At 71.9% G+C, this 25,684-nt stretch carries 21 protein-coding genes; 13 read left to right on the top strand and 8 right to left on the bottom strand.

The features are described 5' to 3' along the window. Nucleotides 1–26: 26 nt before the first annotated feature. The 8 genes from ACQP03_RS03290 (at nucleotide 27) to ACQP03_RS03255 (ending at nucleotide 9,432) form a co-directional block, all read left to right on the top strand. Complete coding sequence (locus tag ACQP03_RS03290) at nucleotides 27–431, top strand: ATP-binding protein (RefSeq protein ID WP_357124226.1); 405 nt, start codon at nucleotides 27–29, stop codon at nucleotides 429–431. 352 nt (nucleotides 432–783) lie between these two features. Then, the gene (locus ACQP03_RS03285) at nucleotides 784–2,154 is read left to right on the top strand and encodes a ricin-type beta-trefoil lectin domain protein (RefSeq protein ID WP_357124223.1); all 1,371 of its coding nucleotides are present in this window, start codon (nucleotides 784–786) and stop codon (nucleotides 2,152–2,154) included. A gap of 314 nt (nucleotides 2,155–2,468) precedes the next feature. After that, nucleotides 2,469–4,922, top strand: coding sequence for a ricin-type beta-trefoil lectin domain protein (locus ACQP03_RS03280; protein WP_357124220.1), 2,454 nt, complete (start codon nucleotides 2,469–2,471; stop codon nucleotides 4,920–4,922). Nucleotides 4,923–5,115: 193 nt separating this feature from the next. Continuing rightward, nucleotides 5,116–5,547: a YbaB/EbfC family nucleoid-associated protein gene (locus tag ACQP03_RS03275; RefSeq protein WP_357124216.1), complete on the top strand. Its 432-nt coding sequence runs from the start codon at nucleotides 5,116–5,118 to the stop codon at nucleotides 5,545–5,547. Further along, nucleotides 5,537–5,860 (top strand): hypothetical protein, encoded by a 324-nt coding sequence (locus ACQP03_RS03270; RefSeq protein WP_396831902.1) that lies wholly within the window; start codon nucleotides 5,537–5,539, stop codon nucleotides 5,858–5,860. The genes ACQP03_RS03275 and ACQP03_RS03270 overlap by 11 nt, the downstream gene beginning before the upstream one ends. Continuing rightward, nucleotides 5,857–7,725, top strand: coding sequence for a hypothetical protein (locus tag ACQP03_RS03265; protein ID WP_433460216.1), 1,869 nt, complete (start codon nucleotides 5,857–5,859; stop codon nucleotides 7,723–7,725). Before ACQP03_RS03270 ends, ACQP03_RS03265 begins: the two co-directional genes overlap by 4 nt. Before the next feature lie 32 nt (nucleotides 7,726–7,757). Beyond that, nucleotides 7,758–8,027: a hypothetical protein gene (locus ACQP03_RS03260; protein WP_357124207.1), complete on the top strand. Its 270-nt coding sequence runs from the start codon at nucleotides 7,758–7,760 to the stop codon at nucleotides 8,025–8,027. 112 nt (nucleotides 8,028–8,139) lie between these two features. Beyond that, a complete protein-coding gene (locus tag ACQP03_RS03255) occupies nucleotides 8,140–9,432 on the top strand; it encodes a GAF domain-containing protein (protein WP_433460213.1) in 1,293 nt (430 codons plus the stop codon). A 21-nt stretch (nucleotides 9,433–9,453) separates the two neighbouring features. Here the strand turns inward: ACQP03_RS03255 and murQ are convergent, their stop codons facing one another. After that, entirely contained in the window at nucleotides 9,454–10,347 is an 894-nt protein-coding gene (gene murQ, locus ACQP03_RS03250; RefSeq protein WP_357124201.1) for an N-acetylmuramic acid 6-phosphate etherase, read from the bottom strand. A 243-nt stretch (nucleotides 10,348–10,590) separates the two neighbouring features. Here murQ and ACQP03_RS03245 point away from each other — a divergent pair, with 243 nt between their 5' ends. From ACQP03_RS03245 to ACQP03_RS03235, 3 genes are read left to right on the top strand one after another with little or no spacing between them, the layout of a single operon-like run. Continuing rightward, nucleotides 10,591–12,150, top strand: a complete 1,560-nt coding sequence (locus ACQP03_RS03245) for a sodium:solute symporter (RefSeq protein ID WP_357171935.1) — start codon at nucleotides 10,591–10,593, stop codon at nucleotides 12,148–12,150. 11 nt (nucleotides 12,151–12,161) lie between these two features. Continuing rightward, the gene (locus tag ACQP03_RS03240) at nucleotides 12,162–13,337 is read left to right on the top strand and encodes an anhydro-N-acetylmuramic acid kinase (RefSeq protein ID WP_357171936.1); all 1,176 of its coding nucleotides are present in this window, start codon (nucleotides 12,162–12,164) and stop codon (nucleotides 13,335–13,337) included. A 26-nt stretch (nucleotides 13,338–13,363) separates the two neighbouring features. After that, entirely contained in the window at nucleotides 13,364–16,231 is a 2,868-nt protein-coding gene (locus ACQP03_RS03235) for an FAD-binding and (Fe-S)-binding domain-containing protein (RefSeq protein ID WP_357171937.1), read from the top strand. Here the strand turns inward: ACQP03_RS03235 and ACQP03_RS03230 are convergent. The 3 genes from ACQP03_RS03230 to ACQP03_RS03220 are packed head-to-tail and all read right to left on the bottom strand — an operon-like array spanning nucleotide 16,228 to nucleotide 19,699. Next, nucleotides 16,228–17,739: an MFS transporter gene (locus tag ACQP03_RS03230; protein WP_433460210.1), complete on the bottom strand. Its 1,512-nt coding sequence runs from the start codon at nucleotides 17,737–17,739 to the stop codon at nucleotides 16,228–16,230. The genes ACQP03_RS03235 and ACQP03_RS03230 overlap by 4 nt on opposite strands. Beyond that, nucleotides 17,736–18,992 carry an MFS transporter gene (locus ACQP03_RS03225; RefSeq protein WP_433460208.1) on the bottom strand — a complete coding sequence of 419 codons (1,257 nt, stop codon included), beginning with the start codon at nucleotides 18,990–18,992 and terminating at the stop codon, nucleotides 17,736–17,738. Before ACQP03_RS03225 ends, ACQP03_RS03230 begins: the two co-directional genes overlap by 4 nt. Then, a complete protein-coding gene (locus ACQP03_RS03220; protein ID WP_357124183.1) occupies nucleotides 18,989–19,699 on the bottom strand; it encodes a siderophore-interacting protein in 711 nt (236 codons plus the stop codon). Before ACQP03_RS03220 ends, ACQP03_RS03225 begins: the two co-directional genes overlap by 4 nt. A 114-nt stretch (nucleotides 19,700–19,813) precedes the next feature. Here ACQP03_RS03220 and ACQP03_RS03215 point away from each other — a divergent pair, with 114 nt between their 5' ends. After that, nucleotides 19,814–20,371 (top strand): GNAT family N-acetyltransferase, encoded by a 558-nt coding sequence (locus tag ACQP03_RS03215; protein ID WP_357171940.1) that lies wholly within the window; start codon nucleotides 19,814–19,816, stop codon nucleotides 20,369–20,371. An 8-nt stretch (nucleotides 20,372–20,379) separates the two neighbouring features. Here ACQP03_RS03215 and ACQP03_RS03210 read toward each other — a convergent pair whose 3' ends face one another. The 3 genes from ACQP03_RS03210 to ACQP03_RS03200 are packed head-to-tail and all read right to left on the bottom strand — an operon-like array spanning nucleotide 20,380 to nucleotide 23,526. Then, a complete protein-coding gene (locus ACQP03_RS03210) occupies nucleotides 20,380–21,075 on the bottom strand; it encodes a hypothetical protein (RefSeq protein WP_396831906.1) in 696 nt (231 codons plus the stop codon). Further along, nucleotides 21,062–21,694, bottom strand: a complete 633-nt coding sequence (locus tag ACQP03_RS03205; RefSeq protein ID WP_396831907.1) for a DUF305 domain-containing protein — start codon at nucleotides 21,692–21,694, stop codon at nucleotides 21,062–21,064. Before ACQP03_RS03205 ends, ACQP03_RS03210 begins: the two co-directional genes overlap by 14 nt. Then, nucleotides 21,694–23,526 carry a sigma-70 family RNA polymerase sigma factor gene (locus tag ACQP03_RS03200; RefSeq protein WP_396831908.1) on the bottom strand — a complete coding sequence of 611 codons (1,833 nt, stop codon included), beginning with the start codon at nucleotides 23,524–23,526 and terminating at the stop codon, nucleotides 21,694–21,696. Before ACQP03_RS03200 ends, ACQP03_RS03205 begins: the two co-directional genes overlap by 1 nt. Nucleotides 23,527–23,751: 225 nt before the next feature. On the opposite strand from ACQP03_RS03200, the gene ACQP03_RS03195 reads away from it, so the two are divergent. After that, complete coding sequence (locus ACQP03_RS03195; RefSeq protein ID WP_396831909.1) at nucleotides 23,752–24,552, top strand: SDR family NAD(P)-dependent oxidoreductase; 801 nt, start codon at nucleotides 23,752–23,754, stop codon at nucleotides 24,550–24,552. Nucleotides 24,553–24,557: 5 nt separating this feature from the next. On the opposite strand, the gene ACQP03_RS03190 is transcribed toward ACQP03_RS03195, so the two are convergent. Beyond that, nucleotides 24,558–25,625, bottom strand: a complete 1,068-nt coding sequence (locus ACQP03_RS03190) for a DUF2855 family protein (protein ID WP_433460204.1) — start codon at nucleotides 25,623–25,625, stop codon at nucleotides 24,558–24,560. Nucleotides 25,626–25,684: the final 59 nt, after the last annotated feature.

The raw sequence follows: 25,684 nt of genomic DNA, 5'->3' as shown, positions 1-25,684 counted from the left end.
AAGGGGGCTGAGCGATGCGGGTGGACATGACTGCGTCGCTCCCGCGCCAGCCGTCGGCGGTGGCCCGAGCCCGGCACATACTCGCCACCCTGCTGAGCCTGACCGACATCGGCGACGACGTTCGCGCCAACCTGGCGGTCCTGATCAGCGAGGCGTGCTCCAACGCGGTGATCCACGCCGATCCCAGCGGCGCTGTCGACCTCACGATCAGCATCGACGACGACGTCTGTGTCCTCGAGGTCGGCAACCGGGGCAGCACCCCGGACGCCGCCAAGCTCGACGCCGACCTTCCCGCGCCGCTGACCATCGGCGGCCGTGGACTACCGCTGATCGCCGCGCTCTCGGACGTGGCCGCGTTCGTCGACGGGCCACCGGACCAGGTGCTGCTGCGCATCACCAAGAACCTCAGCGGGGTACGAGCAGCGCCGTAGCGCCGACCCTCGCGTCGGGTCGCAACCCACTCGACACAGCATTGACATATTTCACTGCCAGATCTAGCGTCGGGGCCGAATCGATTCGGCCGTGGACCGGGTGCTCCGATCGACGGCCGGGCGTGGCGTTCGGGCGTACGACGTGGCCGCCGACGATTCGACGACCCTCTGGTCCCGCTTGGGCGGCGGAACCAGCGGTGCAGACCCATGGCGACGAGCCGGTCGGTCCGTGGGCACACCGCGTCGGGGTTTCGTCCGCGCCGAGCGGCGTCGGCAGCGGTGAGCGGTGGCGTGTCGTGGTCGCCGTGGATCCCCTCACCTATCACTTCGTGCCGATTGGCGGGAGCCCATCATGACAGGACGTAGACCCATCCTCGGTTCTCTTGCGACGGCGGCGCTCGTCGTCGCGACCGTGGGTGCGGCGATAGTGACCGGTGGCGTGAGCACCACCGCGTCGGCCGCGAACGTCGCAGCGGCCGCAGCAACCGCCGGGTGCGGCAAGGCGCCCACGCTGACCAGCGGTCAACGGTCCATCCAGAGCAGCGGTCAGAACCGTAGTTTCATCCTGCGGATCCCTGACAACTACGACCGGAACCACCCGTACCGGCTGATCTTCGGATTCCACTGGAACGGCGGCACCATGAACGACGTCGACGGCGGCGGGTCCGACGGTGCGGCCTGGTCCTACTACGGCCTGCGCCAGCAGGCCAACAACAGCACCATCTTCGTCGCCCCCCAGGGCAACGGAAACGGCTGGGCCAACCCCGGCGGCCAGGACGTCACCTTCGTCGACAACATGATCAGCCTGATCGAGGCCGACCTCTGCGTCGACACGTCGCAACTCTTCGCGCTCGGCTTCAGCTACGGCGGCGGCATGAGCTACTCGCTGGCCTGCTCCCGCGCCAACGTCTTCCGCGCCGTCGCCGTCTACTCCGGCGGCCAGCTCAGCGGTTGCGGCGGCGGCACCCAGCCGATCGCGTACATGGGCATCCACGGCATCGGGGACCCGGTGCTCAACATCTCCGCCGGGCGGTCCCTGCGGGACACGTTCGTGCGGAACAACGGATGCACGGCACAGAGCCCTCCCGAGCCGAGAGCGGGCAGCCTGACCCACATCACCACCACGTACTCCGGCTGCCGGTCCGGCTATCCGGTGGTCTGGGCCGCCTTCGACGGCGGGCACACCCCCGGCCCGGTGGACGGCGGCGGGGACAGCGGCGCGCGGACCTGGACCAAGGGCGAGGTGTGGCGGTTCTTCACGCAGTTCAGCAGCACCGACCCGACGCCGAGCCCGACCGTGTCGCCCACCGGCAACCCGACCACCCCGCCACCGAGCAGCACGTCGGCGGTGCGCAACACCGCCTCCGGCCGCTGCCTGGACGTCAACGGCGCCTCGCAGACGAACGGCTCGGCGGCGATCATCTGGGACTGCCACGGCCAGAGCAACCAGAGCTGGACCTCGACGGCGTCGCAGGAACTGCGGGTGTTCGGCGGCAAGTGTCTCGACGTCAACGGCGCCGCCACGGCGAACGGCAGCTCGGTGATCATCTGGGACTGCAATGGCCAGTCCAACCAGCGGTGGCGGTTCAACTCCGACGGCTCGATCACCGGGGTCGGGTCCGGTCGGTGCCTCGCCCTGGTCAACAACGGGACCGCCAACGGCACCCGCGCCGAGATCCGGGACTGCAGCGGCGCCGCCAACCAGCGGTGGACCCGAAGCTGAGCCCGGCGGTCGCCTCCAGCGCGCAAGGGTAGGGATCGCGCTCGGCGGCGGAACCGTCAGGTTCCGCCGCCGAGCCACTCGGCCGTACTCCGACAGGCCACATTCATCAAATCTTTTTAGGTCTCTGCGCGAAGTCCGTCGATGCAAATGGCGGTAATTGAGCGTAGTAGTGGCATTGACCGGCGATCCATGCGGTGCTTAACATACGACGTCTGCTCATCAACGATCTTCGATCATCGGCCCCAGCGCCTTGCGACAGCTCGACAACCTGCCGTACGGCTTCGGGTGTCGGGACGGTCCGGGAGGCGAATCAGATGTTCGGTAGAGAGAGTCGGCGGCGCGGTGCCGGCGAGGCGGCACGACGCCGGTCATGGCGACACACGCGACGTCCACGTCGGTTAACGGCCGCCCTGGTGGGGGCGCTCGTCGGGGCGGCAGCCGTACTGACCGTCGTCGCCTCCCCCGCTCAGGCGGCGACCGCCATCACGATCAACGGCGGGTCCGGTGGACGGGCGCTCGACGGGATCGGCGCGGTCAGTGGCGGCGGTGGCAACAGCAGACTTCTGATCGACTACCCGGAACCGCAGCGCAGTGACATCCTGGACTACCTGTTCAAGCCGGGCCGTGGCGCTGCGATGCAGCTGCTGAAGACGGAGATCGGCGGCGACACGAACTCGACCTCCGGCGCGGAGCCCAGTCACGAGCACACCCGGGGCAGCATCAACTGCAACCGGGGCTACGAGTGGTGGCTGATGGAGCAGGCGCGGACGCGCAACCCCAACATCGCCCTGGCGGGCCTGGCGTGGGGAGCCCCGGGCTGGATCGGCAACGGCAACTTCTGGTCCAACGACTCGATCGAGTACCTGGTCGCCTGGCTGGACTGCGCGGGCACCCACGGGCTGACCATCAACTACCTCGGCGGATGGAACGAGAAGGGCTACAACGCCACCTGGTACAAGAACCTGCGGTCCACCCTGAACTCCCGCGGCTACAGCAACGTCAAGATCGTTGCCTCGGACGACTTCGGCTGGGGCGCCGCCGACGAGTCGCTGCGCGATCCGGCGTTCGCCAACGCCGTACAGGTCTTCGGCAGCCACTACGTCTGCGGCTACCGCAGCGCCCAGAGCAGCTGCCCCAGCTCCAACAACGCGATATCCACCGGCAAGGCGCTCTGGGCCAGCGAGAACGGCTCCGACGACTACAACGCCGGCGCGCAGGCGCTCGCCCGGGGCATCAACCGTGGCTACATCGACGGCAAGATGACCGGCTACATCAACTGGCCCGCCATCGCCGCCATCACCCCCAACATCCCGTGGGCGACCACGGGCGTGGCGGTGGCCCAGCAGCCCTGGTCCGGCGCCTACTCGATCGGCAAGAGCACCTGGGTGATGGCACAGACGACGCAGTTCACCGCCCCGGGCTGGCGCTACCTCGACTCTTCGAGCGGCTACCTCGGCGGCAACCGCAACAACGGCAGCTACGTGTCGCTGAAGTCCACCAACAACAGCGACTACAGCACCATCATCGAGACGATGGACGCCGGATCGGCGCAGACCCTCGACTTCACCGTCACCGGCGGACTGTCCACCGGCACCGTCCACGTCTGGGCCACGAACGTCAGGTCGAACAACAGCGCCGACCACTTCGTGCGGGGCAGCGACCTCACGCCGAGCGGCGGGCGTTTCTCGCTCACCGTCCAGCCCGGCTACGTCTACAGCATCACCACCACCAGCGGGCAGGGCAAGAGCACGGCGACCAGCCCCGCGCAGGGCACCCTGAAGCTGCCGTACAGCGACACGTTCGACAGCTACGACGTCGGGCGTGAGGCCAAGTACCTGATGGACCAGCAGGGTTCGTTCGAGATCGCGGCCTGCGGGGGCGGCCACTCGGGCCGGTGCGTCCGGCAGATGTCGGAGCAGACGCCGATCTTCTGGACGTCGGGCCAGGCCGAGCCGTACACGCTGTTGGGTGACCTGAGCTGGCGTAACTACACGCTCTCCTCCGACGTCATGCTGGAGAAGTCCGGCTACGCGCAGCTCATCGGGCGGGCGAACACGTACAACCACCAGGGGCCGCAGAACCTGAACGGCTACTACTTCCGGGTGACCGACGGTGGCGCGTGGTCGATCCGGAGCAACAACACCAGCGGCAACTGGCGCACGCTGGCCAGCGGGAACACCTCGGCGCTGGGCACCGGGCGCTGGCACACCCTGGCGTTGACGCTCAACGGGAGCACCCTCACGGCGAGCATCGACGGCACCACCGTCGGCACGGCCTCCGACTCGACCTGGGTCGCCGGCCAGATCGGTTACGGCACGGGTCAGGGAGTCAGCGCCCAGTTCGACAACCTCTCCGTCACGCCGGTCGGCAACTCCGGTGAACCGGGTGCGACCGGCACGATCCGGGGCGCGGGCTCCAACCGGTGCCTGGACGTCAACGGCCAGAGCCAGGCCGACGGCGCGGTCGTGCAGATCTGGGACTGCAACAGCGGCGCGAACCAGCAGTGGACGCTCACCAGCAGCAACCAGCTCACCGTCTACGGCAACAAGTGCCTCGACGTGGCCAGCAGCTCGACGGGGAGCCGCGCGCGGATCATGACCTGCAACGGCGGCGGCGGCCAGCAGTGGCGCGTCAACGGCGACGGCACGATCACCGGCGTCGCCTCGGGGCTCTGCCTGGACGTCAACGGCGCGGGCACGGCCAACGGCACCGCCGTGCAGATCTGGACGTGCACCGGCGGCAGCAACCAGCAGTGGATCCGCGGCTGAGCGGGTAGCGGGTCCACGCCAGACCCGTACCCCCGATCGATGGCTCCCGGCCGCTCACCCGAGCGGCCGGGAGTCGCCGTTCGGGCGGACGGCGCGGGCTCCACGTCGGAGAGTGAGGGCGTATCGTGTGCTGGCTGCGCCGCCTCGGGCCGACCCCGGGTGCGGCCGGCGGTGGTCACCCGGGGGAGGTCTGATGGCGCAGTTCCCGAACGCGGACTTCGGCGCGGCGACCGAAGACTTCGTCGCTTCCTGGGCGGCGGGCATCTCCGAGCGGGCCGCCCGTGCGCACGAGTTGTCGGAGCGCGTGGCGGCGATGTCGGCGACCGCCGAGGGCGCGGACGGCGCGGTCCAGGTCACCGTCGCCGCGTCCGGCGCCATGACCGACCTGCGGCTCGACGACCGGGTGCTGCGCTGGCGGGCGGACGAGATCGCCGCCGAGGTGCTGGCCGTGATGCGCCGGGCGCAGGGCCGGTTGACGCCGCAGGTGGCCGAGGCGGCCGCCGAGACCGTCGGCGCCGACTCCGAGACCGCCCGCGCCGTCGTGGGCAGCTACGAGTCGCGCTTCCCGGAGGTGCCCGAGGAGGACGAGCAGGGGTACGGCCCGTGGGGTGACCGTGGGCGCTGAGGCAGCCGGCTTCGAGGTCACCACGGCGGCGGTGAGCACACACGCCCGTTCCGTCGACCGGATCTCCACGGGAATCGGCATCGCACACGACGCGGCCGCGTACGTGCGGATGGGTGCCGACGCGTACGGGCACCTGCCCGTCTGTCAGGCGCTCCCCTTCCTGCTGGACTTCCTCCAGGGCCCGGCCGCCGAGGCGCTCGCGGCGGCGCAGGAGGCGTTGCACAGCGCGGCCAGGGCGCTCGACGAGACGGTGGACGCCTACCACGACACCGACGCGACGATCTCCACCTCCCTCGGGCGGATGCACCGGTGAGCACCGACGTCGCGAACCCGCTGATCGCTGCCCGGCAGGACACCACCACCTCGTACAGCGGCCTCGGGCTCGTCGAGAGCCTGGTCGACCTGCGCAACGGCATCGAGAGCGGCTCCTGGGTCGACCTGACCATCGGCGGCTTCGGTACGTCGATGGAGGTGCTGGCGACCTGCGTCGACCCGATCGGTTCGATCGTCTCGTGGGGGGTGGCCTGGCTCATCGAGCACGTCAAGCCACTCTCCGACGCCCTCGACTGGCTGGCCGGCGACCCGGACCAGATCACCGCGTACGCGCAGACGTGGCACAACGTCTCCCGGCAGGTCAGCGACCAGGCCACCGCCCTGTCCGAGGCGGTCCGGACCGAGATCGCCACCTGGACGGGCCCCGCGTCCGAGGCGTACCGCCGCTACAGCGACCAGCACCTGCGTCATCTCGCCGGCCTGGCGGACGCCACCGATCTGATCGGCACCGTCGTCGAGGGCGCGGGCCTGCTGGTGGCGCTGGTCCGGGAACTGGTCCGGGACCTCATCGCCGACTTCGTCTCGGTCCTCGCCGTCCGGCTGTGGGTGTGGCTCGCCGAGGCCGGCCTGACCCTGGGCGCGGCCACTCCCCTGGTCGCCGCGCAGGTCTCCTCGCTCGTCGCCAAGTGGGCCGCCAAGGTTTCCGGGCTCCTCACGGCGCTGGCCCGCAGCGTCAGCCGCCTGCGGCCAATCCTCTCCAAGCTCGGCGAACTGCTCGACGCCCTGCGCACGGCGTTGCGGGGCCTGCGGCGTACCCCGGGCGGGTCGCGCTCCACCGACATGCCGGCCCCCGGTCCGGGCGCGCGCGGCTACACCGACCCGGCGGGCGGCGGCCAGCCGCCGCCGTGGGCCCGGCAGGACGACTGGCCACCCGACGTCGACCGCGGACCGGGCGGCGGCGGACCGGGCGGCGGCGGGCCAAGCGGCGGCGGACCGGGCGGTGGCGGACCGGGCGGTGGCGGACCGGGCGGTGGCGGGCCGGGCGGTGGCGGGCCGGGCGGTGGCGGTGGCACGTCGCACGACGGTGGCACGTCGCACGACGGTGGCACGTCGCACGGTGGTGAAGAGCCGACGGACCCCGACGGGAATGCCGCGCCGGACTCCGGCTCCAACGCCGATCCGCTGACGCCTGATCACGCGAGCGAGGCCGAGTTGCGGCTGCTCGGCAGAGAGGTACACAGCATGACCGAACTCGACCCCGGCGGACACGTCAACGACGCGTACGAGGTCACGTTCACCGACGGTACGCACGGCGTCTACAAGCCGAACGTGCCGGAGAACGAGTTCGTCCAGGTTCGTTCGTCCATCCCGGAGAACGAGTTGGCCCCGCGTGAGGTCGCCGCCTCGCGCCTGGACGAGGATCTGGGCTTCGGCCTGGTGCCGACGACGGCGCGCTGGGACGGACCGCACGGGGCCGGGTCGATGCAGGAGTTCGTGGAGAACACGACCCCGGGCCGCCCGACCAACGCCTATTCGGCCGTCGAGGGCGAGCGGATGGCGGTCCTCGACTACATCAGCGGCAACACCGACCGGCACATGCTCAACTACCTGACCGGGCCCGACGGCCGGCTGGTCGCCATCGACCACGGTTACTCGTTCCCCGAGTCGAACGCCGAACCGTTGCGCTCGGACTTCGTGACGCAGCAGATGAACCGGCCGCTGAGCCCGGAGACGATGGCCCGGCTCCAGGACACCGACCCGGCGGCGCTGGCCGAGCGGCTGCGCGGCACCGGCCTGAGTGAGCAGGCGCTGTCCGGTGCGATGGACCGCTTCAACGAGATCCGTGCCCGCGGCACGATCACGGGCGAGGCGTGGAACGCCTTCCGCCCGCCGAGCCCGTGGTGAGTGAGCCGCACGCAGTGAACCAGGAGGCAGGAATGACCGAGCAGGCGGCGACCAGGGTGGCGCTGTACACGTTCGCCAAGCACACCAAACATCGGGTGGCCGAGTTCAATTGGCAGCCCGGCCAACCGGTGTCGCTGACCATTCTCGATCCGGAGTGGGGTGCAGTCGCACAGGACTTCTACGACAACGGCGTGCCGGCCGGCGCGCACCGGGTGTCGCCGGAGGCCGGCCCGGAGTTCATGCGCGCGCTGCTGCAACGATTCCGCGCGAGCTACTACAAGTTCGTGGACGAGAGCGACTGATCCGCGCCCTGCCCGGCGGCTTCGCGGCCCTCTTCGTATCCTGGCCGGGGTGAGCGGACCGCGATCCAGCGGTGCAGCGACGGAAGCCGTACCGGAGAGAGGCGACCACAGCATGACGGCGGTACCGAACCAGCGGGCGACCGCCGTACGGTCTTCGGACGCCGGACAGGCGGCGCAGGAGGATCTGCGGGCGCTGTTCGGGCAGTCCATCGCGGTGTTCGCGTCCCTCGGGGGGCCCACGCACGTGGTGGAGGCGGCGAACCCGGCGTTCTTCGCCGCCATCGGTTCCGAACGCGCCCGCACCGGGATCACGGTCGCCGAGCTGCTGCCCGAGTTGGCCGGTCAGGGCTTCCTCGACCTGCTGGACGAGGTCTACCGCACGGGCGAGCCGTACACCGGTCGGGACGCCCGGATCATGCTCGGCGTCGGCCCGCACGCGCGGGAGGCGTTCTTCGACTTCACCTACGAGCCGCGCCGCGACGCCGACGGCACGGTGACCGGGATCCGGGTGATCGGCGTGGAGATCACCCAGGTCAAGCACGCCCAGCGGTTGATGGTCGAGCACCGCGCCCTGCTGGAGCAGATCGCCCGTCAGGCGCCGCTGACCGAGGTGCTGGACGGGATGGCCCGCTGCATCGAGGATCTGACGCCCGAGCAGGTGCTCGTCTCCGTGCTGCTCGCCGACGAGGACGGCCGGCACCTGCGCCACGGGGCCGCGCCGAGCCTGCCCGAGTTCTACAACCAGGCCATCGACGGGATCGCCACCGGCGAGGGTGTCGGCTCGTGCGGCACCGCCGCCTACCGGCGGGAGCCGGTCATCATCACCGACATCGCCACCGACCCCTTCTGGGCGGACTTCCGGGAGCTGGCGGAGCGGGCCGGTCTCGCCGCCTGCTGGTCGATGCCGATTCTGGCCCGCGACGGCGGCCTGTTGGGCACCTTCGCCATGTACCACCGCACGCCGCGCGTCCCGCAGGACACCGACCTGGCCCTGGCCCGGGTCTTCGCCGACACGGCGGCCCTGGCCATCGAGCGTCACCACGTCGAGCAGGCGAAGACGGCCGCCGAGGCCCGCGCCAGGGCGGCCCACGAGGAGCTGGCGAAGGCGGTGCGCGCGGAGCGGCAGTTGCGCGCCGAGGCGGAGCAGCGTGCGGCCGCCGCCGCGGAGCTCACCGAGCGGATGCGTAACGCCGCGGCCGCCCAGGCCGCCCGACCGCATCCGGAGCACTGCCAGCTCGGCGGGGTCCAGGGCTGCTCCGCACCCGCCAGGATCAAGATCGCCGATTCGTGGGGCGACTCGGCCTGGGGCTGCGACACGCACGTGGAGGAGGCCATCCTCAACGTGCGGTCGGTGTTCATCGCCAACGAGGAACTCGGCGGCCTCGCCGCGTACGTCAACCGCTGACCGCCCCGGCGCGACGGCCGGTCAGGCCGCGACGGCCGCCCGGACGTCGTCGTCGGCCTCGCGCAGCCGTGCCGCGGCCTCCTCAGCGGTGCAGTGCGCGAGCAGCAGCACGATGGCCGTCTTGGCATGGCCGTGCGCCGCGGCCAGCGCCTCCGCGGCCGTGTCGAGATCGGTGTCGGCGGCCTCGGCGACGATGCGACGCGCCCGGTCGACGAGCTTGGCGTTGGTGGCGTTCATGTCCACCATCAGGTTGCCGTAGACCTTGCCGAGCCGGGCCATCGTGGCGGTCGAGAGCATGTTGCAGACGAGCTTCTCGGCGGTGCCGGCCTTGAGCCGGGTCGAGCCGGTGAGCACCTCGGGGCCGGTGGGCACCTCGATGGCGACGTCGGCGTGCCGGCTGATCACCGCGTCGGTGTTGCAGGCGACGGAGACGGTGCTCGCCCCCCGCGCGCGGGCGTGCGCCAACCCACCCACCACATACGGGGTACGACCGCTGGCCGCGAGCCCCACCACCGTGTCGCGGTCGCTGACCCCGATCGCGTCGAGATCGGCGACGGCACGGTCCGGGTCGTCCTCCGCGCCCTCGACGGCGACGCCGAACGCTCCCGCCCCGCCGGCGAGCAGACCGACGACCCGCTCGGGCGACGTACCGAAGGTCGGTGGGCACTCGACGGCGTCGAGCATGCCGATCCGGCCGCTGGTGCCGGCGCCCAGGTAGATCAACCGACCGCCTCGGCGCAGCGAGGCCACGACGACGTCGACGGCGGCCGCGATGTCCGGCACGGCCCGGCGGACGGCGTCCGCGACCGTGTGGTCCTCGTCGTTCATGGCGAGGAGCATCTCGGTGGGCGACATGCGGTCGAGGTCGGTGGTGTTGTCGTTGCGGGTCTCGGTGCCGAGGGTGCTGAGGTCCACGGGGTGTTCGTTCCTCTCGCTGGTGACTCAGTCGCCGACCGGGCGAGTGCTCCCTGACCAGTTCGGCGACGCGCGCCAGATCGTTGAGAATCCGCCGGCAACGCACCGTTTGGGCCTCGCGTCCGCCCCGTATCGGCAGGCTGAGACCACAGCGTAACCAGACCGGACGGGCACTGGCAAAAAGTTTCGGGTTAGTGTGGGCCAACGTCACTTATTGACAACCCCGCTGGTTGGGAGTGAACCGTGCGTCAACTCGACCTTGTCGTGATCGTGCTGTACCTCGTGGTGATCGCCGCCGTCGGACTACGCCTGTCCGGTAAACAGAAGTCGTCCAAGGACTACTTCGTGGGCGAGGGAAAACTGCCCTGGTGGACCGTCTCGTTCTCCGTGGTCGCCACCGAGACAAGCGTTCTGACGGTGATCAGCGTGCCCGGCGGCGCGTACAGCAGTCAGGGCTTCGGCAACGTCGAACTGGCCCTCGGCTACGTGATCGGCCGCGTGATCGTGGCCGCGGTACTCATCCCGCTCTACAAGCGGGGTGGCTTCGTCAGCGCCTACCAGTACCTCGGTGAGCGGTTCGGCCTGAAACTCCAGGGCCTGGCGTCGATCACCTTCGTCTTCACCCGCCTGCTCGCCGAGGGCGTACGACTGTTCGCCTCGGCCATCCCGATCAAGCTGCTCCTCGACGAGTTCGGGCTGAACGTCGGCTACCAGGCGATCATCATCGTGCTGACACTGATCACGGTGGTCTACACCTACCTCGGTGGCATCAAGGCGGTCATCTGGACCGACGCCATCCAGATGGGCCTCTACCTCGGCGGGGCGATCCTGGCCGTCGCGGTGCTCAGCCACGCCATCGGGTTCGACGGCTACTCGCAGGCGTTGGACGCCGGCAAGTTCCAGCTCTTCGACACCAACTTCGACCTCGCGCACGTGCTCACCAGCCCGTTCGCGCTGCCGACCGCGATCATCGGTGGCGCCATCTTCGCGATGGCCAGCCACGGGTCGGACCAGCTCATCGTCCAGCGCATCCTGTCGACCCGCACGCTGCGCGAGGGCCAGTTGGCGATGGTCTCCTCGGGCATCTTCGTGGTCATCCAGTTCGCGGCGTTCTCGCTGGTCGGCGCGCTGCTCTGGTCGTACAACAAGGGCCAGACCTTCAAGGAGTTGGGCCTGAACAGCACCGACAACCTGTACCCGAACTTCATCCTGCACGCCCTGCCGGTGGGCATCTCGGGCCTGCTGGTCGCCGGCATCCTCGGCGCGGCGATGGGGTCGCTGTCGTCGGCGCTGAACTCGATGTCGAACTCCACGGTCGCCGACTTCATCCACAGCTTCTTTAAGAAGGTCCCGTCGGACGACGCCATGCTCCGCCTCGCCCGGGTGATGACCCTGGTCTGGGCGGTGCTGATGGCGATCTTCGCCTGCGCGTTCAGCTCCAGCACCGGAAACGTCTACCTGACCGGTCTGACCATCGCCGGCTACACCTACGGAGCGCTGCTCGGCGCGTTCCTGCTCGGCCGCCTCGTGAAGCGGGCCAACCAGGTCGACGCGGTGATCGCGTTCCTCGTCACGATCGCGGTGATGACGTACATCGTCCGCTACGTCAAGATCGATGTGACGACGGCCGGCACCACCACCGCGACCGCCATCGCCGCACAGTGGCTGGTGCCGATCGGCGTGCTGATCACCCTGGCCGTCGGCGTGGTGTCGAGCTGGTTCCACCCGGCCCCGACGCCGTACGACCACAGCCGCGTCGACGATGACGACGAGACGACGGCGGCACCCGTGGGCCGGGCATGAAGGAGACCGCCATGCGCGTGATCGGCCTGATGTCCGGCACCTCGTACGACGGCATCGAAGCCGCCGCCGCGGAGTTCGAGCTGACCGGCGACACCCTGCGGATGCGCCCGCTGGGCCGGCTCAGCCACCCGTACCCGGACGAGCTGCGGGCCCGGATCGCCGCCGCCCTGCCACCCGCGCCGACCACCACCGAGGCGATCTGCGTGCTGGACACCGGCATCGGCCAGGCGTTCGCCGCAGCCGGCACGCGAGCCCTCGCCGAGCTGTGCGAGGGGCGGGCCGACCTGGTCGTCTCACACGGCCAGACCATGCACCACTGGGTCGAGGACGGCACGGTCCGGGGCACCCTGCAACTGGGTCAGCCGGCCTGGATCGCCGAGGCCACCGGACTTCCGGTCGTGGCCGATCTGCGCAGCCGCGACGTCGCGGCCGGCGGCCAGGGCGCACCGCTCGTCGCCCTCTTCGACACGCTGCTGCTGCGCGGTCTGCCGGGCATCCCGGCCGCCCTCAACCTGGGCGGGATCGCCAACATCACGGTCGTCGCAGCGGACGCCGACCCTCTCGCGTTCGACACCGGACCGGCCAACGCGCTTCTCGACGCCGCCGTACGCCACTTCAGCGGCGGCGTCGAGGAGTACGACCGGGACGGGCGCGGGGCAGCCGCCGGGCAGGTGAGCCCGGCGCTGCTGCGGCGGCTGCTCGACGAGCCGTACTACCGGCTGCCCGGCCCGAAGAGCACCGGCAAGGAGCTGTTCCACCTGCCGTACCTGCTCGCCGCCCTGGCCGACGTGCCCACCCCGGATTCGCGGGACGTGCTGGCCACGCTCACCCGGCTGACGGCGGTCACGGTGGCCGACGCCTGCCGCGCGCACGGCGTCACCCGGCTCGTGGTCTCCGGCGGCGGGGCGCACAACCCCACGCTGATGGGCATGCTCGTCGACGAGCTGCCGGGCGTCGACCTGACGTCCAGCGACGAGGTGGGTGTCCCGTCGGACGCCAAGGAGGCGCTGGCGTTCGCGCTGCTGGGCTACCTGACCGTGCACGGGCTGCCGGGCACCCTGCCTTCGGGCACCGGCGCGCGGCACGCTTCGGTGCTCGGCAGCATCACCCCCGGCCGCGAGCCGCTGCGGCTACCCGCGCCGGGCGGCACCGCCCCGACCAGGCTGCTGATCGTCGCGTCCGACTGACCGCCCCCGCACGGGAGGATCCGCCCATGAGCACCGTCGTACCCGCGCCGACCGCCGCCGGCGTCCGCGCCCGCGAGGTCGCCGACCTGCTGCGCTCCCGCCTCGACGACCCGAGCCGGGCCAGCGCCGAGCTGCCCCGGCGGCTCGCGGCGGCGCACGACGCCTCGCCGTACCTGTTCGAGCCGCAGGCGGTGGTCCGCGCCGCCTCGGCGGCCGAGGTGGGCGCGCTGATGGCCGGCGCCCGCGAGGCCGGGGTGCCGCTGACCCTGCGCGGCGGCGGCACCAGCCTCGCCGGGCAGGCCGGCGGCGCGGGGGTCCTGGTCGACGTGCGCACCGACTGGCGCGACGCGGAGGTCCTCGACGACGGGCGGCGCATCCGGCTCCAGCCAGGGCTGACGATCCGGCAGGCCAACGCCCGGCTGGCCCGCTACGGCCGGCGGCTCGGCCCGGACCCGGCCAGCGAGGCCGCCTGCACGGTGGGCGGCATGGTGGCCAACAACTCCAGCGGGATGACCTGCGGTACCACCGACAACGCGTACCGCACGATGGAGTCGCTACGTTTCGTGCTGCCGTCCGGCACGGTCGTCGACTCCGCCGCCCGCGACGCCGACGAGCGGCTGCGGGCCGCCGAACCCGAGCTGCACGCCGGGCTGCTGCGGCTGCGCGACCGGGTGCGGTCCGACCCCGGCTCGCGGGCCACCGTCGAGCGGCTGTTCGCGATGAAGAACACCATGGGGTACGGACTGAACTCGCTGCTCGACCACAGCAGCCCGGTCGACATGCTCGCCCACCTGATGATCGGCAGCGAGGGCACCCTCGGCTTCGTGGCCGAGGCCGTCTTCCGCACCGTCGAGATCCACCCCCATGCCGCCACCGGGCTGCTCATCCTGCCCGGTCTCACCGACGCCACCGACGCGCTGCCCGCCCTGCTCGCCGCCGGCGCGCGTACCGCCGAGCTGCTGGACGCGGCCGCGCTGCGGGTCAGCCAGCGCGACCCCGGCGCGAGCGCGACCCTGCGCGGGATGACCGTCACCGGTCACGCGGCGCTGCTGGTGGAGTTCGCCGAGGACAGCGCGGAGCACCTGGCCGCGACGCTCGCCGACGCCCGGCGAGTGCTCGACCGGCTGCCGGCCGTCACCGGCACCGAGCTGACCCGTGACCCGCGCGAGCGGGCCAAGCTCTGGCACCTGCGCAAGGGCCTCTACACGGCGGTCGCCGGGGCCCGACCACCCGGCACCACGGCCCTGCTGGAGGACATCGCGGTGCCGATGCCCCGCCTGACCGGCACCTGCGACGGCCTGATCGACCTGTTCGAGCGGCACGGGTACGCCGACGCGGTGATCTTCGGACACGCGCGCGACGGCAACCTGCACTTCATGCTCACCCAGTCCTTCGACACGCCGGCCGAGATCGACCGCTACGCGCGGTTCACCGACGACATGGTCGACCTCGTGCTCGCCGAGGGCGGCACCCTCAAGGCCGAACACGGCACCGGCCGGGCCATGGCGCCCTTCGTCCGCCGGCAGTACGGCGACGAGCTGTACGACGTCATGCGCGAACTGAAGCGGCTGTGCGACCCGAGCGGCCTGCTCAACCCGGGCGTGCTGCTCAACGACGACCCGAGCGTGCACCTGCGGCAGCTCAAGGCCGTCCCGACGGTCGACGAGGAGTTGGACGCCTGCGTGGAGTGCGGCTACTGCGAGCCGGTCTGCCCCACCGCCGACGTCACCACCACGCCCCGGCAGCGCATCGTGCTGCAACGGCAGATCGCCCTCGCCACCGCCGCCGGTGACGAGGAGCGCCGCCGGGAGTTGACCGACGACTACGCGTACGCGGCGGTGGACACCTGCGCCGCCGACAGCCTCTGCGTCACCGCCTGCCCGGTCGGCATCGACACCGGAGCCGCGATGAAGCGGCTGCGCGCCGAGCGGCACAGCCCGCGCGCGCAGCGCACCGCAGCCGGTGTGGCGCGGCACTGGAAGGCCGCCGTGACCGGTGTCCGGGTCGGGCTGAACGCCGCGCACGTCACCCCGACGCCGGTGGTCCGCGCCGCTACCGGGGTGATCCGGTCCCTCGGTGGCACCGAACTCGTACCACAGTGGAGCGACGACATCCCCCGGGCCGGCGCGTCCCGTCCGACGCCGCGCAGCGCGCCGGACGCCCAGGCGGTGTTCTTCGCGGCCTGCATCGGCAGCGTCTTCGCGGCCCAGGACGGTCCGTCCGGCGGCTCGGCGGCGGCGTTCCTGCGCCTGTGTGACCTGGCCGGGGTGCCGGTGGTCGTACCGGCCGGCACGGCGGGTCTGTGCTGCGGGACGCCCTGGCAGTCCAAGGGCTACCCGGCCGGGCACCGCGAGATGGCCGAGCGCACCCTGGCCGTGCTCTGGGCCGCCAGCGACCACGGCCGGCTGCCCGTCGTGTGCGACGCGTCGTCCTGCACCCACGGTCTCGCCCAGTTGACCGCCGCGCTCGCCGAGGAAGACCGGGCGCGGTACGCCGGGCTGCGCTTCGTCGACAGCGTCACCTTCACCGCGCGGCACCTGCTGCCGGCGCTGCCCGAGGCCCGGCGACTCGGTTCGCTCGCGCTGCACCCCACCTGCTCCACAGTGCACCTCGACGGCGTCGACGACCTGCACACGGTGGCTCGGGCCGTCGCCGACACGGTGACCGTGCCGGACAGTTGGGGCTGCTGCGCCTTCGCCGGTGACCGGGGACTGCTGCACCCCGAGGTCACCGCCGGCGCGACCGCCGCCCAGGCCGCCGAGGTCAACGAGCGCCCGCACGACGCGTACGCCTCCTGCAACCGCACCTGCGAGATGGGCATGAGTCGGGCCACCGGGCAGCCGTACCGGCACGTGCTGGAGGTGCTCGCCGAGGCGGTCGAGCCGCCGGCCTAACCGCCGGCCGTCGGCGTCCGGGCGGTGTGCGCGCGGCGCAGCAGCGCGGCGGCGAGCAGACCACCGGCCAGCACCGCGGCCGCGCCGACCAGTTGCCCGGTCTCCAGCGCGGAGGCGAAGGCGCTGGTCACGGCCGCCCGCTGCGGTCCCTCCCGCGCGGCGGCGAGCGCCGCCGGGAACGAGTCCGCGCCGGCCAGCGCGGCGGGCAGCAGCGCCGCGAACCGAGCGTTCAGGACCGCGCCGAGTACGGCGATGCCGAGGCTGCTGCCGACCTCGGTCATGGTCCCGTCCACTCCGGCGCCGGCGCCGGCCTTCTCGGCCGGGATCGCGCTCATCACCGCCTCCACGATCGCCGGGTTGGCCAGCGCGCAGCCGACGCCCATGACGAGCAGGCCAGCGAGCAGCACCCCGTACCCGTCGTCCGACCGGAGGGTCACCGCCGCGAGGCCGGCCGCGAGCAGGGTCATGCCGACGGCGATGGCGGCGGCCAGCCCGAGACGACGGATCACGGCGGCCGCCACCCCGCTGACGTTGAGCAGCACGATGGACAGCGCGAAGGGGGCCATGCGCAGGCCCGCCTCCCAGGCCGGATAGCCACGGACGAACTGGAGGTGCTGGGTCAGCAGGAACAGCGCGCCGGTCGCCCCGAAGGTGACCAGGACGACCCCGGACACCGCGCCGACGAACTGCCGGTTCCGGAAGAAGTGCAGGTCCAGCATGGGGTGGGCGATCCGCCGCTCCCAGCGGACGAACCAGCCGAGCAGGAGTACGCCGGCACCCGCCGTACCGACCACCTCGGTCGAGGCCCAACCCCGCTCCGGCCCGGCGATGATCGCGAAGACGACCGCGGTCAGCCCCGCGGTGGAGAGCGCCGCGCCCCACCCGTCGAGCCGGCCCCCGGTCGTGCCGCGGGACTCGGGAACGAGCGCCCTCCCGACGAGCAGGCAGACCAGCACGATGGGGACGTTCAGCAGGAAGATGGCACCCCACGGCAGGTGGGCCAGGATGGTGCCACCGATCGGCGGCCCGACCGCGAAGCCGAACGCGCTGGTGGCGGCCCAGATGCCGATGGCGCGGGAGCGTTCGGGCCCGTCGAAGACCTGCATCGCCACCGCGAGCGTCGACGTGACCAGCAGCGCCCCGCCGACGCCCATCCCCGCCCGTGCGGCGATCAACTGACCGCTGCTGCTCGCGAGGCCCGCCGCCAGTGAGCCGAGTCCGAACAGGACGAGCCCGGCGAGCAGCATCCGGCGTCGGCCGTACCGGTCCGCGGCCGCGCCGGCCGTGAGCAGCAGCCCCGACAGGGCCAGGGCGTACGCGTTGATCATCCACTGCGCGTCGGCGGTGCTGGCGCCCAGCTCGCTGGTGAGCACCGGCACCGCCACGGTCAGCACCGTGTTGTCCAGCACCACGACGAGCTGGGCGACGCAGAGCACGGCCAGGACGAGCCAGCGGTGTGGTGGTCGGGCCGACGCCGTGGGAGCGGTGACCGGCTGGGTGAGCGTCACACCGCCGCCCGTACGCCGGTCGACCTGCGCTCGGTAGCCGGTTCGGAGGCGGCGTGGGGTGTGCGCGGGAACCGACGCTGGTGCGCCAGACCGAGGGCGACCCCGGCGGCCACCAGCACGACGGCGGCGACCGCCACCGGCGGGTAGCCGACCCGGTCCGCGGCCGCCAGGCCCAGCGAGGAGGCGACGAACGAGCACACCAGGCCGAACGACGACAGGACGGTGAAATCGGTGCCACCGGTTCCCGGCCGCGAATAGTCCATGTTGACCGTGTAGAGCACGACGTTGGCGATCGTGTAGGCCACCATGAAGCAGCAGAGGGCGACGACGGTCCCGCCCAGCGGGGCACGGCCGTTCAGCAACGGCAGCAGCATCGTCGTCGACACCACGAGGGCCACCCCGCCGGCCACGAGCATGGTGCCGCGACCGAACCGGCCGACGCCAACCCCGGCGACCAGCCCGGCCACGATGGCCGGCGCGCTGGTCACCACACCGGTCACCACCCCGATCCGGCCCAACGACCATCCCGCGTCCACCAGGGCGGGCGTGACCAGCGCGTACGCCATGCCCGCGCCGACGTAGACCAGTGGCACGACGCCGAAGGTCCACCGCCGGCAGCCGGGCTGGCCGAACACCGACAGCAGCGCCCGGTAGGCGGTACCGACGCGGTCGACCCGATCGGTACGGGCCGGCTCGGCGAACCGCCACACCACCAGCAGCCCGACCGCGGTCATCGCGGCCAGCAGGCCGACCGCCGGCACCCAGCCGAACCGGTCGTAGACCAGTACGCAGGCGCCGCCGCCGAGCAGGTTGCCGAGGTAGCTCGCCGCCACCTGGATGCCGTTGCCGGTCCCCCGGTCCGCCTCGTGGAGCATCCGCACGGCGACGGCGTCCACGGCGATGTCCTGGGTGGCGGAGAAGAAGACGTACGCGGCGCAGATCGCGATGACCGGACCGAGCGCGTCGGCCGGACGGGGAAACGGCAGCAGGGCCAGCAGGGCCAACACCAGGGCGCTCTGGAGGACGAGCAGCCAGGATCGGTAGTGGCCGTGCCGACGGGAGCCGTACCGGTCGAGGATCGGCGCCCAGAGGAACTTGACGGGCCAGATCACGCCGACGACCTGGAGCAGCGCGAGGGTGTCCAGCGAGGTGCCGCCGTCGCGCAGGATGGCGGTCAGTCCGACGGTGATGAAGCCGATGCCGAGGTACTGCGTGACGTACAGCGCGGTGAGGGTGCCGAGCCGGCCTCTCACGGGGCTCTCCAGTAGCCGAGCGAGGTCAGCCGATCCTTGTCCACGCCCAGCGTCCGGCGGATGTGCCGGGTGATGCCCCGGGTGGTGGCCGCCTCGCAGGCGACCCAGTAGTGGGCCGCGTCGTTGGCCGGCAGATCGGAGCGGACGGTGTCGACGAGGTGCTGGCCGTCGGCGTCCCGGGGCACCCAGGTCACGTCGTGGTGCGCCCGGGCGCGCGGCGCGAGGGCCTTCTCGCCCTCGTGGGCGTACTCGAGCCAGATCGTCGCCGGGATGTCGGCGCCGGCGTCGAGCAGGCTGTTGACCGCCGGCAGGGAGGCCGCGTCGCCGACGAGGTAGAGGTGCTCCGGCGCGGGGTCGGGCAGTGCGAAGGCACTGCCCTGCACGGTGGCGACGATGGTGTCGCCCACCCGCGCCGAGGTCGCCCAGCGGGCGGCGCAGCCATCGTGGATGGCGAATTCGAGGCTGAACCGGCCGGTGGCCGGGTCGGGGTCGACGAGCGTGTACGCCCGCTGGTGCGCCCGCCCGTCGTTGTCGAACCACAGTCGGACCCACATCGTGGGGTGGACGCCGCACGCCGCCAGCAGGCCGCCGTCGTCCAGGAGCAGCCGCTGGTAGTGCCCGTCCACCGACTCGGTGGCCCGCACCGTCAACTGAAAGTCCCGGCCTCCCATGGCCTTGAGGACCAGGGCTTCCCAGTTCCGCTTCACGCACCCCTCCAGGTAAGGCGAGCCTTCGTTAGGGCAGGCTAACCTACCTTCGCCGCAGGCGGAACGCGCGTCCCCCTCGCGCCACCCCAGCCCGCAGCAGCAAAGGAGCACGACATGACATACCAGGAGAAGATCACCGGCCTCGGCGAGTTCACGCTGACACCCGTGGCGCCCGACCGGGACGCGGCACTCCTGCACCGCTGGGTCACGCTGCCCCGAAACTCGTTCTGGGGCATGGGGACACACACCCTCGACCAGGTCCGCGAGATCTACACCTTCGTCGACGGCCTGCCCACGCACCACGCGTACCTGATCCGCGTCGACGGGGAGCCGGTCGGCCTGTTCCAGACCTACCAGCCCGAGGCGGACCCGGTCGGCGAGCGGTACGCCGTACAGCCCGGCGACATCGGGATGCACCTGCTGCTCAGCCCGGCCCGGCACCTCGCCCGTGGTCTCACCGACGCGGTCGGTCCGGCCCTGGCGCGGTTCCTGTTCCGCGACCCGGCCGCGCGGCGGATCGTCGTCGAGCCGGACGTCCGCAACCACCTCGCGCTGCGCCGCCTGGAGATCGAGGGGTTCACCTTCGACGCCGAGATCGACATGCCGGACAAGCGCGCCCAGCTCGCGTTCCTCACCCGGTCCCGCTTCGAGGCCGACCACCCGGCCGGCTGACCACCGGATCAGCGATTCGCGCTGAGGAAGCCGATCAGCGTCGCGGCCCACCAGCCGAGCTGGGAGGTGAGGGCGGCGGCGACGCCGGGCAGCAGAGCGGACCAGCGCGGGCCGTCCTGGACCGCGACGAGTCGATCCCGTACCCGGCCGAGGAAGAGCCCGTTGACGCCGACCACGAGCACCGCGACCAGCTTGACCCACACCAGCGCGGAGGACGTGTCCGGTCCCAACGCCGCGCCGCTGACCACCAGACCGACGAGGCCCAGCCAGATGAGCGGGTGAGCCGCCCGTGCCGCGTTCAGCACGGCGTCGAGCGGTTCGCGACGCAACAGCCAGCGCAGGCTGAACCAGTCCACCGTCAACACCGCGCCGAAGCCCACCACCAGGCAGGTCAGGTGGCAGAAGAGGGCGAGCATCCGCCCGCCCGGGGAGAGGGTGACGTGCGGCGCGGCGAGGATCGCGAGCAGCCACCCCAGGCCCACCAGCGCGCTCGCCCGAACCAGGGTGGCGTGACCCGTGGCACGGCGGTGCCCACCGCGCCAACCCGCCGTCGGTGTGGTCGCGGCACCCGGGCGGGGTGACCCTGCCCCACCGGTACGACCTCGCCGGACGCTGTCCGCGTACCCGGTCGTCGCGGCACGATGGGCAGCCCGCGACACCCGCGCCGGACCGCCGACGGTGTCGTACAGGTCAGTGGTCCGCATCGCCGGTCGAGCCGGGACGACCCGCCAGAGCGCTCAGCTCGGCGGCCCGCGTCGTCTGGATCCGGCCGGCGAGCGCCCGCACCTCCGGGCTGCCCCCGGCGTTCTGCTCGCCCCGGCACAGCACCACCGTCTGCTCAAGATGCGCCCGGAGCAGACCCACGGCCCGGGACGGCACCTCGGCGTCGGGGGCGGCGCGTAGCTCGGTGAGGCGGTCGTCCGTCACCATGCCGGGCATCTGGTGCCCCTCGTGGATGTTCTGTTCGGGGACGTTGCCGGCGGCCAGCAGACTCCGCAGCTCCGACGCCTCGGCCCGGTGTGCCGTCCGGATGTCACCGAGGATGGCGCGCAGCGCGGGGTCGGTCGCCGACGGACGGGTGTCGAGATGGTCGATCAGCGCGAGGACACCCTCGTCCATCGGGAGCAGCAGTTGGATGAAGGCGTCGTCGGTGCCGTTGAGCAGCACCGACGCGGCCGGCGCGGGAGTTGACGACGCGGGCGCGGCGGGTTGGTCCGGGCGGCTCGCGTTCCAGGTCAGACCGACGGCCAACGTCGTCGCGGCCAGGGTCACGGCGACGCCGGCGATCCGCCAGGCGGGGGTCTTGAGCGCGGAACCGGTCATCAGCGCGCCGCCTGGAACGCGCGGCCGACAGCCGTCGCCTTGGAACCGTCGCTGAACAACCCGGACTTGTCCTTGTCGGTCGCGGGCAGGCCGAACCAGGCGTACCGCTGCACGTAGGAGAGCTGGCCGAGCATGCTGGTGGCCGCGGTGAGGAAGGCGGCCTGCTGCTCCTGACTGGGGAACACCTGACGCCCGCCGTCGTAGCGGATCAGCGCGAACTCGGTCAGCCAGATCGGCTTCTTGTACCGCTGGTAGACGGCTTGCAGGTACTGCCGGAGCTGGTTCACGGCCGCGGCCGTCGTGAAGTCGCCCCCGTACCAGTGCAGGGCGATGAAGTCGACGCGGTGGCCCCGGGCCTCGGCGCCGGCCATGAACCTGCCCAGCCAACCCTGCGGATCCGCCCCGCCCCAGGCGACCGCCGGACTGCTCAGTTTGCTGCCGGTCGCCATCAGTTGCGGCCACAGGTCCAGTGCCTGGTCGACGGTCATGTTGGCCTGCTCGGGCAGGTCCGGCTCGTTGAAGCCGAGCAGGTAGGGCCCGGCCGCCCGGGCCCGGGCCAGCTCTCCGGCGTTGACGTTCTCCGCGCTGCGGATCATGGGAACGAACGCCGCGCCCTTGGGAGTGGTGATGCCGGGATGCTGGGTGCCCCAGGTGTAGTACCAACCGGCCTTCGAGTTGGCCAACGCCTGACTCGCGCCCGCGAAGTTCCACACCCCCACGCCCTTGCGCGCGGAGCTGACCGCCGGTACGACCGGCGCCTTCGAGGGCGACGGACGGACGCTCGGCGACGGCGCCTTGCTCGGCGAGGCGACGACGGTGGGCGAGGCGGGCGGCGCCGCCGCCCAGGAGGGCGTGGCCTGCGGCGCGGCGGCCGGATCAGCCGGCAGGAGCACCACCAACGCGGTGACCGCGGTGACCGCCACCGCCACCGAAGCCGCGAGGGACGGCAGCAGGCCACTTGGCGCGTGCGCCGCCAGGCCGGCAACGTTCGACGACGGCCCGACGGTCGGTGCGACGGCCATGGGCGCGGTCGCCTGCGGGAGGTGGGCGCTGAGGCCGGCCGGCAGCGGCAGCAGCGACATCCCCGCGAGCAGCCGGTCGATCGGCAGGAAGGCGGCGCCCAGGTGACCGCAGAACGCACAGTCCCGGACGTGTCGGCCCAACCGCTTGCGCCACAGCGGGCTCGGGTTGCCGTCCCACTCGGCCGTCACGGCGTGCAGGTCCGGGCACCCGGGTCGTTCGTGCAGCGCGCGGACGACCCCGCGAGCGCTCTGGATCTGCTCCTTCATCCGGTGGATGCGGACCGCGACGTGCCCCGGCGACAGATTCGCCGCCTCGGCGATCTCGGTACGCGTCAGCTCGCCGGTCTCCTCCAACCACCACAGCGACAGCAGTTCCTGGTCGTCCGGATCGAGCCACCGGGTGGCCTCGGCGACCTCACGTCGCTGGTCGGTGAGGCCGAGCCGGAGGATCGTCATCCCGGCGAAGTCGGAGGCGGGGTCGGGCACGTTGTGGATCGCGTCCAGCCCGGCGTCCCGGTTGAGGGCGAGGCGTCGGCGCTGGTCCCAGTCGCGTACCTGCCGGATGGTGATCGCCACCAGCCAGGACCGGTACGCCTCCGGGTCGTTGAGGGTGGGCAGGTGCCGGATCACCCGTACCAGAGTCTCCTGGACGACGTCGTCGACGTCGGCGTGACCGCGCAGCGCGCGCCCGACGATGTTGTAGACCAGCGGAAGCGAGGCCGCCACGAGGTCGTCTAGAGCGCGCCGGTCGCCCTGTCGCGCCGCGACGACCAACCCGGGATCGGCAACTGCCCGACCGGCTGACGACATGGGTTCCACTCCTTGTGCGCTCGGTCCGAACAGCGCCTGTGCGCGCTGACCGCCTCCTGATCGGAGACGAGCGGTGGCAGGTCAGATTACGGTTTTCTGCTCGGACCGGACACCGGCCGCGGCCGTCGGGCGTGAGCTGTCCGACTCACCCTGCCGGGTCCGGCCGACACCGTTACGGTCGAGGCTGCGGTAAGCGGGTGCGGTGCGCAAGGACGGGGACGGGACATGACGATTCAGATCGATCTTGCCGGTAGGACCGCGCTGGTCACCGGCTCGACCCAGGGCATCGGCGCGGCCATCACGGTCGGGCTCGCCCGGGCGGGGGCGCGGGTGGCCGTGAACGGCCGTACCGCCGCCAGCGTGCGGCGCGCGGCGAAGGCGCTACGCGACGAGGTCCCCGGCGCGGAGGTCGTCGAGGTGGACGCGGACGTGTCGACCGACGAGGGTGCGGCTCGTACGCTCGACCTGCTGCCCAGCGTCGACATCCTGGTCAACAACCTCGGCATCTTCGGACCGACCGAGCCGTTGGAGATCTCGGACGACGAGTGGCGTCGCTACTTCGAGGTGAACGTGCTGGCCGGTGTCCGGCTGACCCGCGCCTACCTGCCGGCGATGATGGACCGCGGTTGGGGACGGGTGCAGTACATCGCCAGTGACTCGGCCGTCGTCATCCCCGCCGAAATGATCCACTACGGCGTCTCGAAGACCGCCCTGCTCGGCGTCTCGCGCGGGTTCGCGAAGGCCGCGGCCGGCACCGGCGTGACCGTCAACTCGGTGCTCGCCGGGCCGACCCACACCGGCGGCGTGGAGGACCTCGTCGCCGATCTGGTGGGCGACAGCCTCCCGTGGGATGAGGCCCAGCGGGAGTTCATGCGGCTGCACCGGCCGCAGTCGCTGCTCCAGCGGCTCATCGAGCCGGAGGAGATCGCCAACATGGTCACGTACCTCGCCTCTCCGCTCGCCTCGGCGACGACGGGCGCTGCGGTCCGGGTCGACGGCGGCTACGTCGACGCCATCGTGCCGTAACGCGGCTAGAGCTGGATGACGTGGCCCACCCGTGGGGGCGTACGACCGGCGAGGACGTCGAGCCAGGCGTCCCGCAGCGCCTCCGGACCGTGGCCGACCCGCACGTCGAGCCATCCGCTCACCTTCGGGACGAACCGCTGCCAGGCGTCGGTGAACCGCGCGTCGAGGCCGTCGCGCCCCCAGTCCCTACCGCGCTTGCGCATCTGCACGGGCGCGAAGAAGACCTCTCCGGCGGCGTCGGCGTTGGGCGTCTGGGTGGTGAGCCCGACGGCGATGTCCCGGACGAGCCGGTCGCCGAGGTGTTCGCGGAGCGCGGCCCGGGTCGTGGGCGCGCCGGACAGGTCGAGGTACGCGGTGTCGACCACGTCGAGGGTGTCGATCGCGTCGTACGGGACAACGTCGTCGTAGCAGCCCAGTGACCGCGTGAACGCGACGTTGCCGGGCGAGGTGAGCCCGATCAGGCGCGCGCCGCGGCCGTGCAGTTCGCACGCGGCGGCGTACGCCGTCTTGCTCGACGCCGACGACAGCACCAGCGACCGCGCGCCGTAGAAGTCGTTGTCGACGACCTGGTCGGCCAGCATGAAGGAGGTGAAGAAGAGCGGCCGGAACAGGATCAGCAGATCCTCCTGCTCGGCCTGGTAGGCCGGGTCGCCGTTGGTCGCCCGGTACGCGTTGTACGGCGAGGGCAGCTCGGCGCGGTGCGGGCTCGCGTCGCGGAACCCGGACGCGTCCACCCGATCGGGCCGGACCACCAGGTGGGCGGCGGACGGTAGATAGCCGTAGACCCGTTGGCCCACCTCGACGTCGGCGACCGTCGACGCGACCACCTCGGCGAATCCCCACAGCGGGACGAGCCCCCACTGCGCGTCGAGCCCGCGCGGGCCGGGCGGGAAGAACTCCCAGTAGCGCATCGCCTCGCCCAGCACCGCGTAGGTCACGTTGTTGGCGGTGAGGCCGACGCGGTCGACGCGCAGCAGCGCCGCGCCATCGGGCAACTCGGGCACGTCGTCGTCGGTGAGCGTGGTCCGGGAGAGATCGTCACGGGCCACGGCGAAGGTCCACGAGTCAGCCATGGTGTGACGCTAGACAGCCTCCGAACCCCAGACAAGTGCACTGGGAGTGCAAAATCCCA

The sequence above is a fragment of the Micromonospora sp. CA-248212 genome, assembly GCF_050948405.1.
Lineage (GTDB): Bacteria > Actinomycetota > Actinomycetes > Mycobacteriales > Micromonosporaceae > Micromonospora.
The sequence above is the reverse complement of the archived record's forward strand: the minus strand, read 5'-3'. Positions and strand labels throughout refer to the sequence as shown.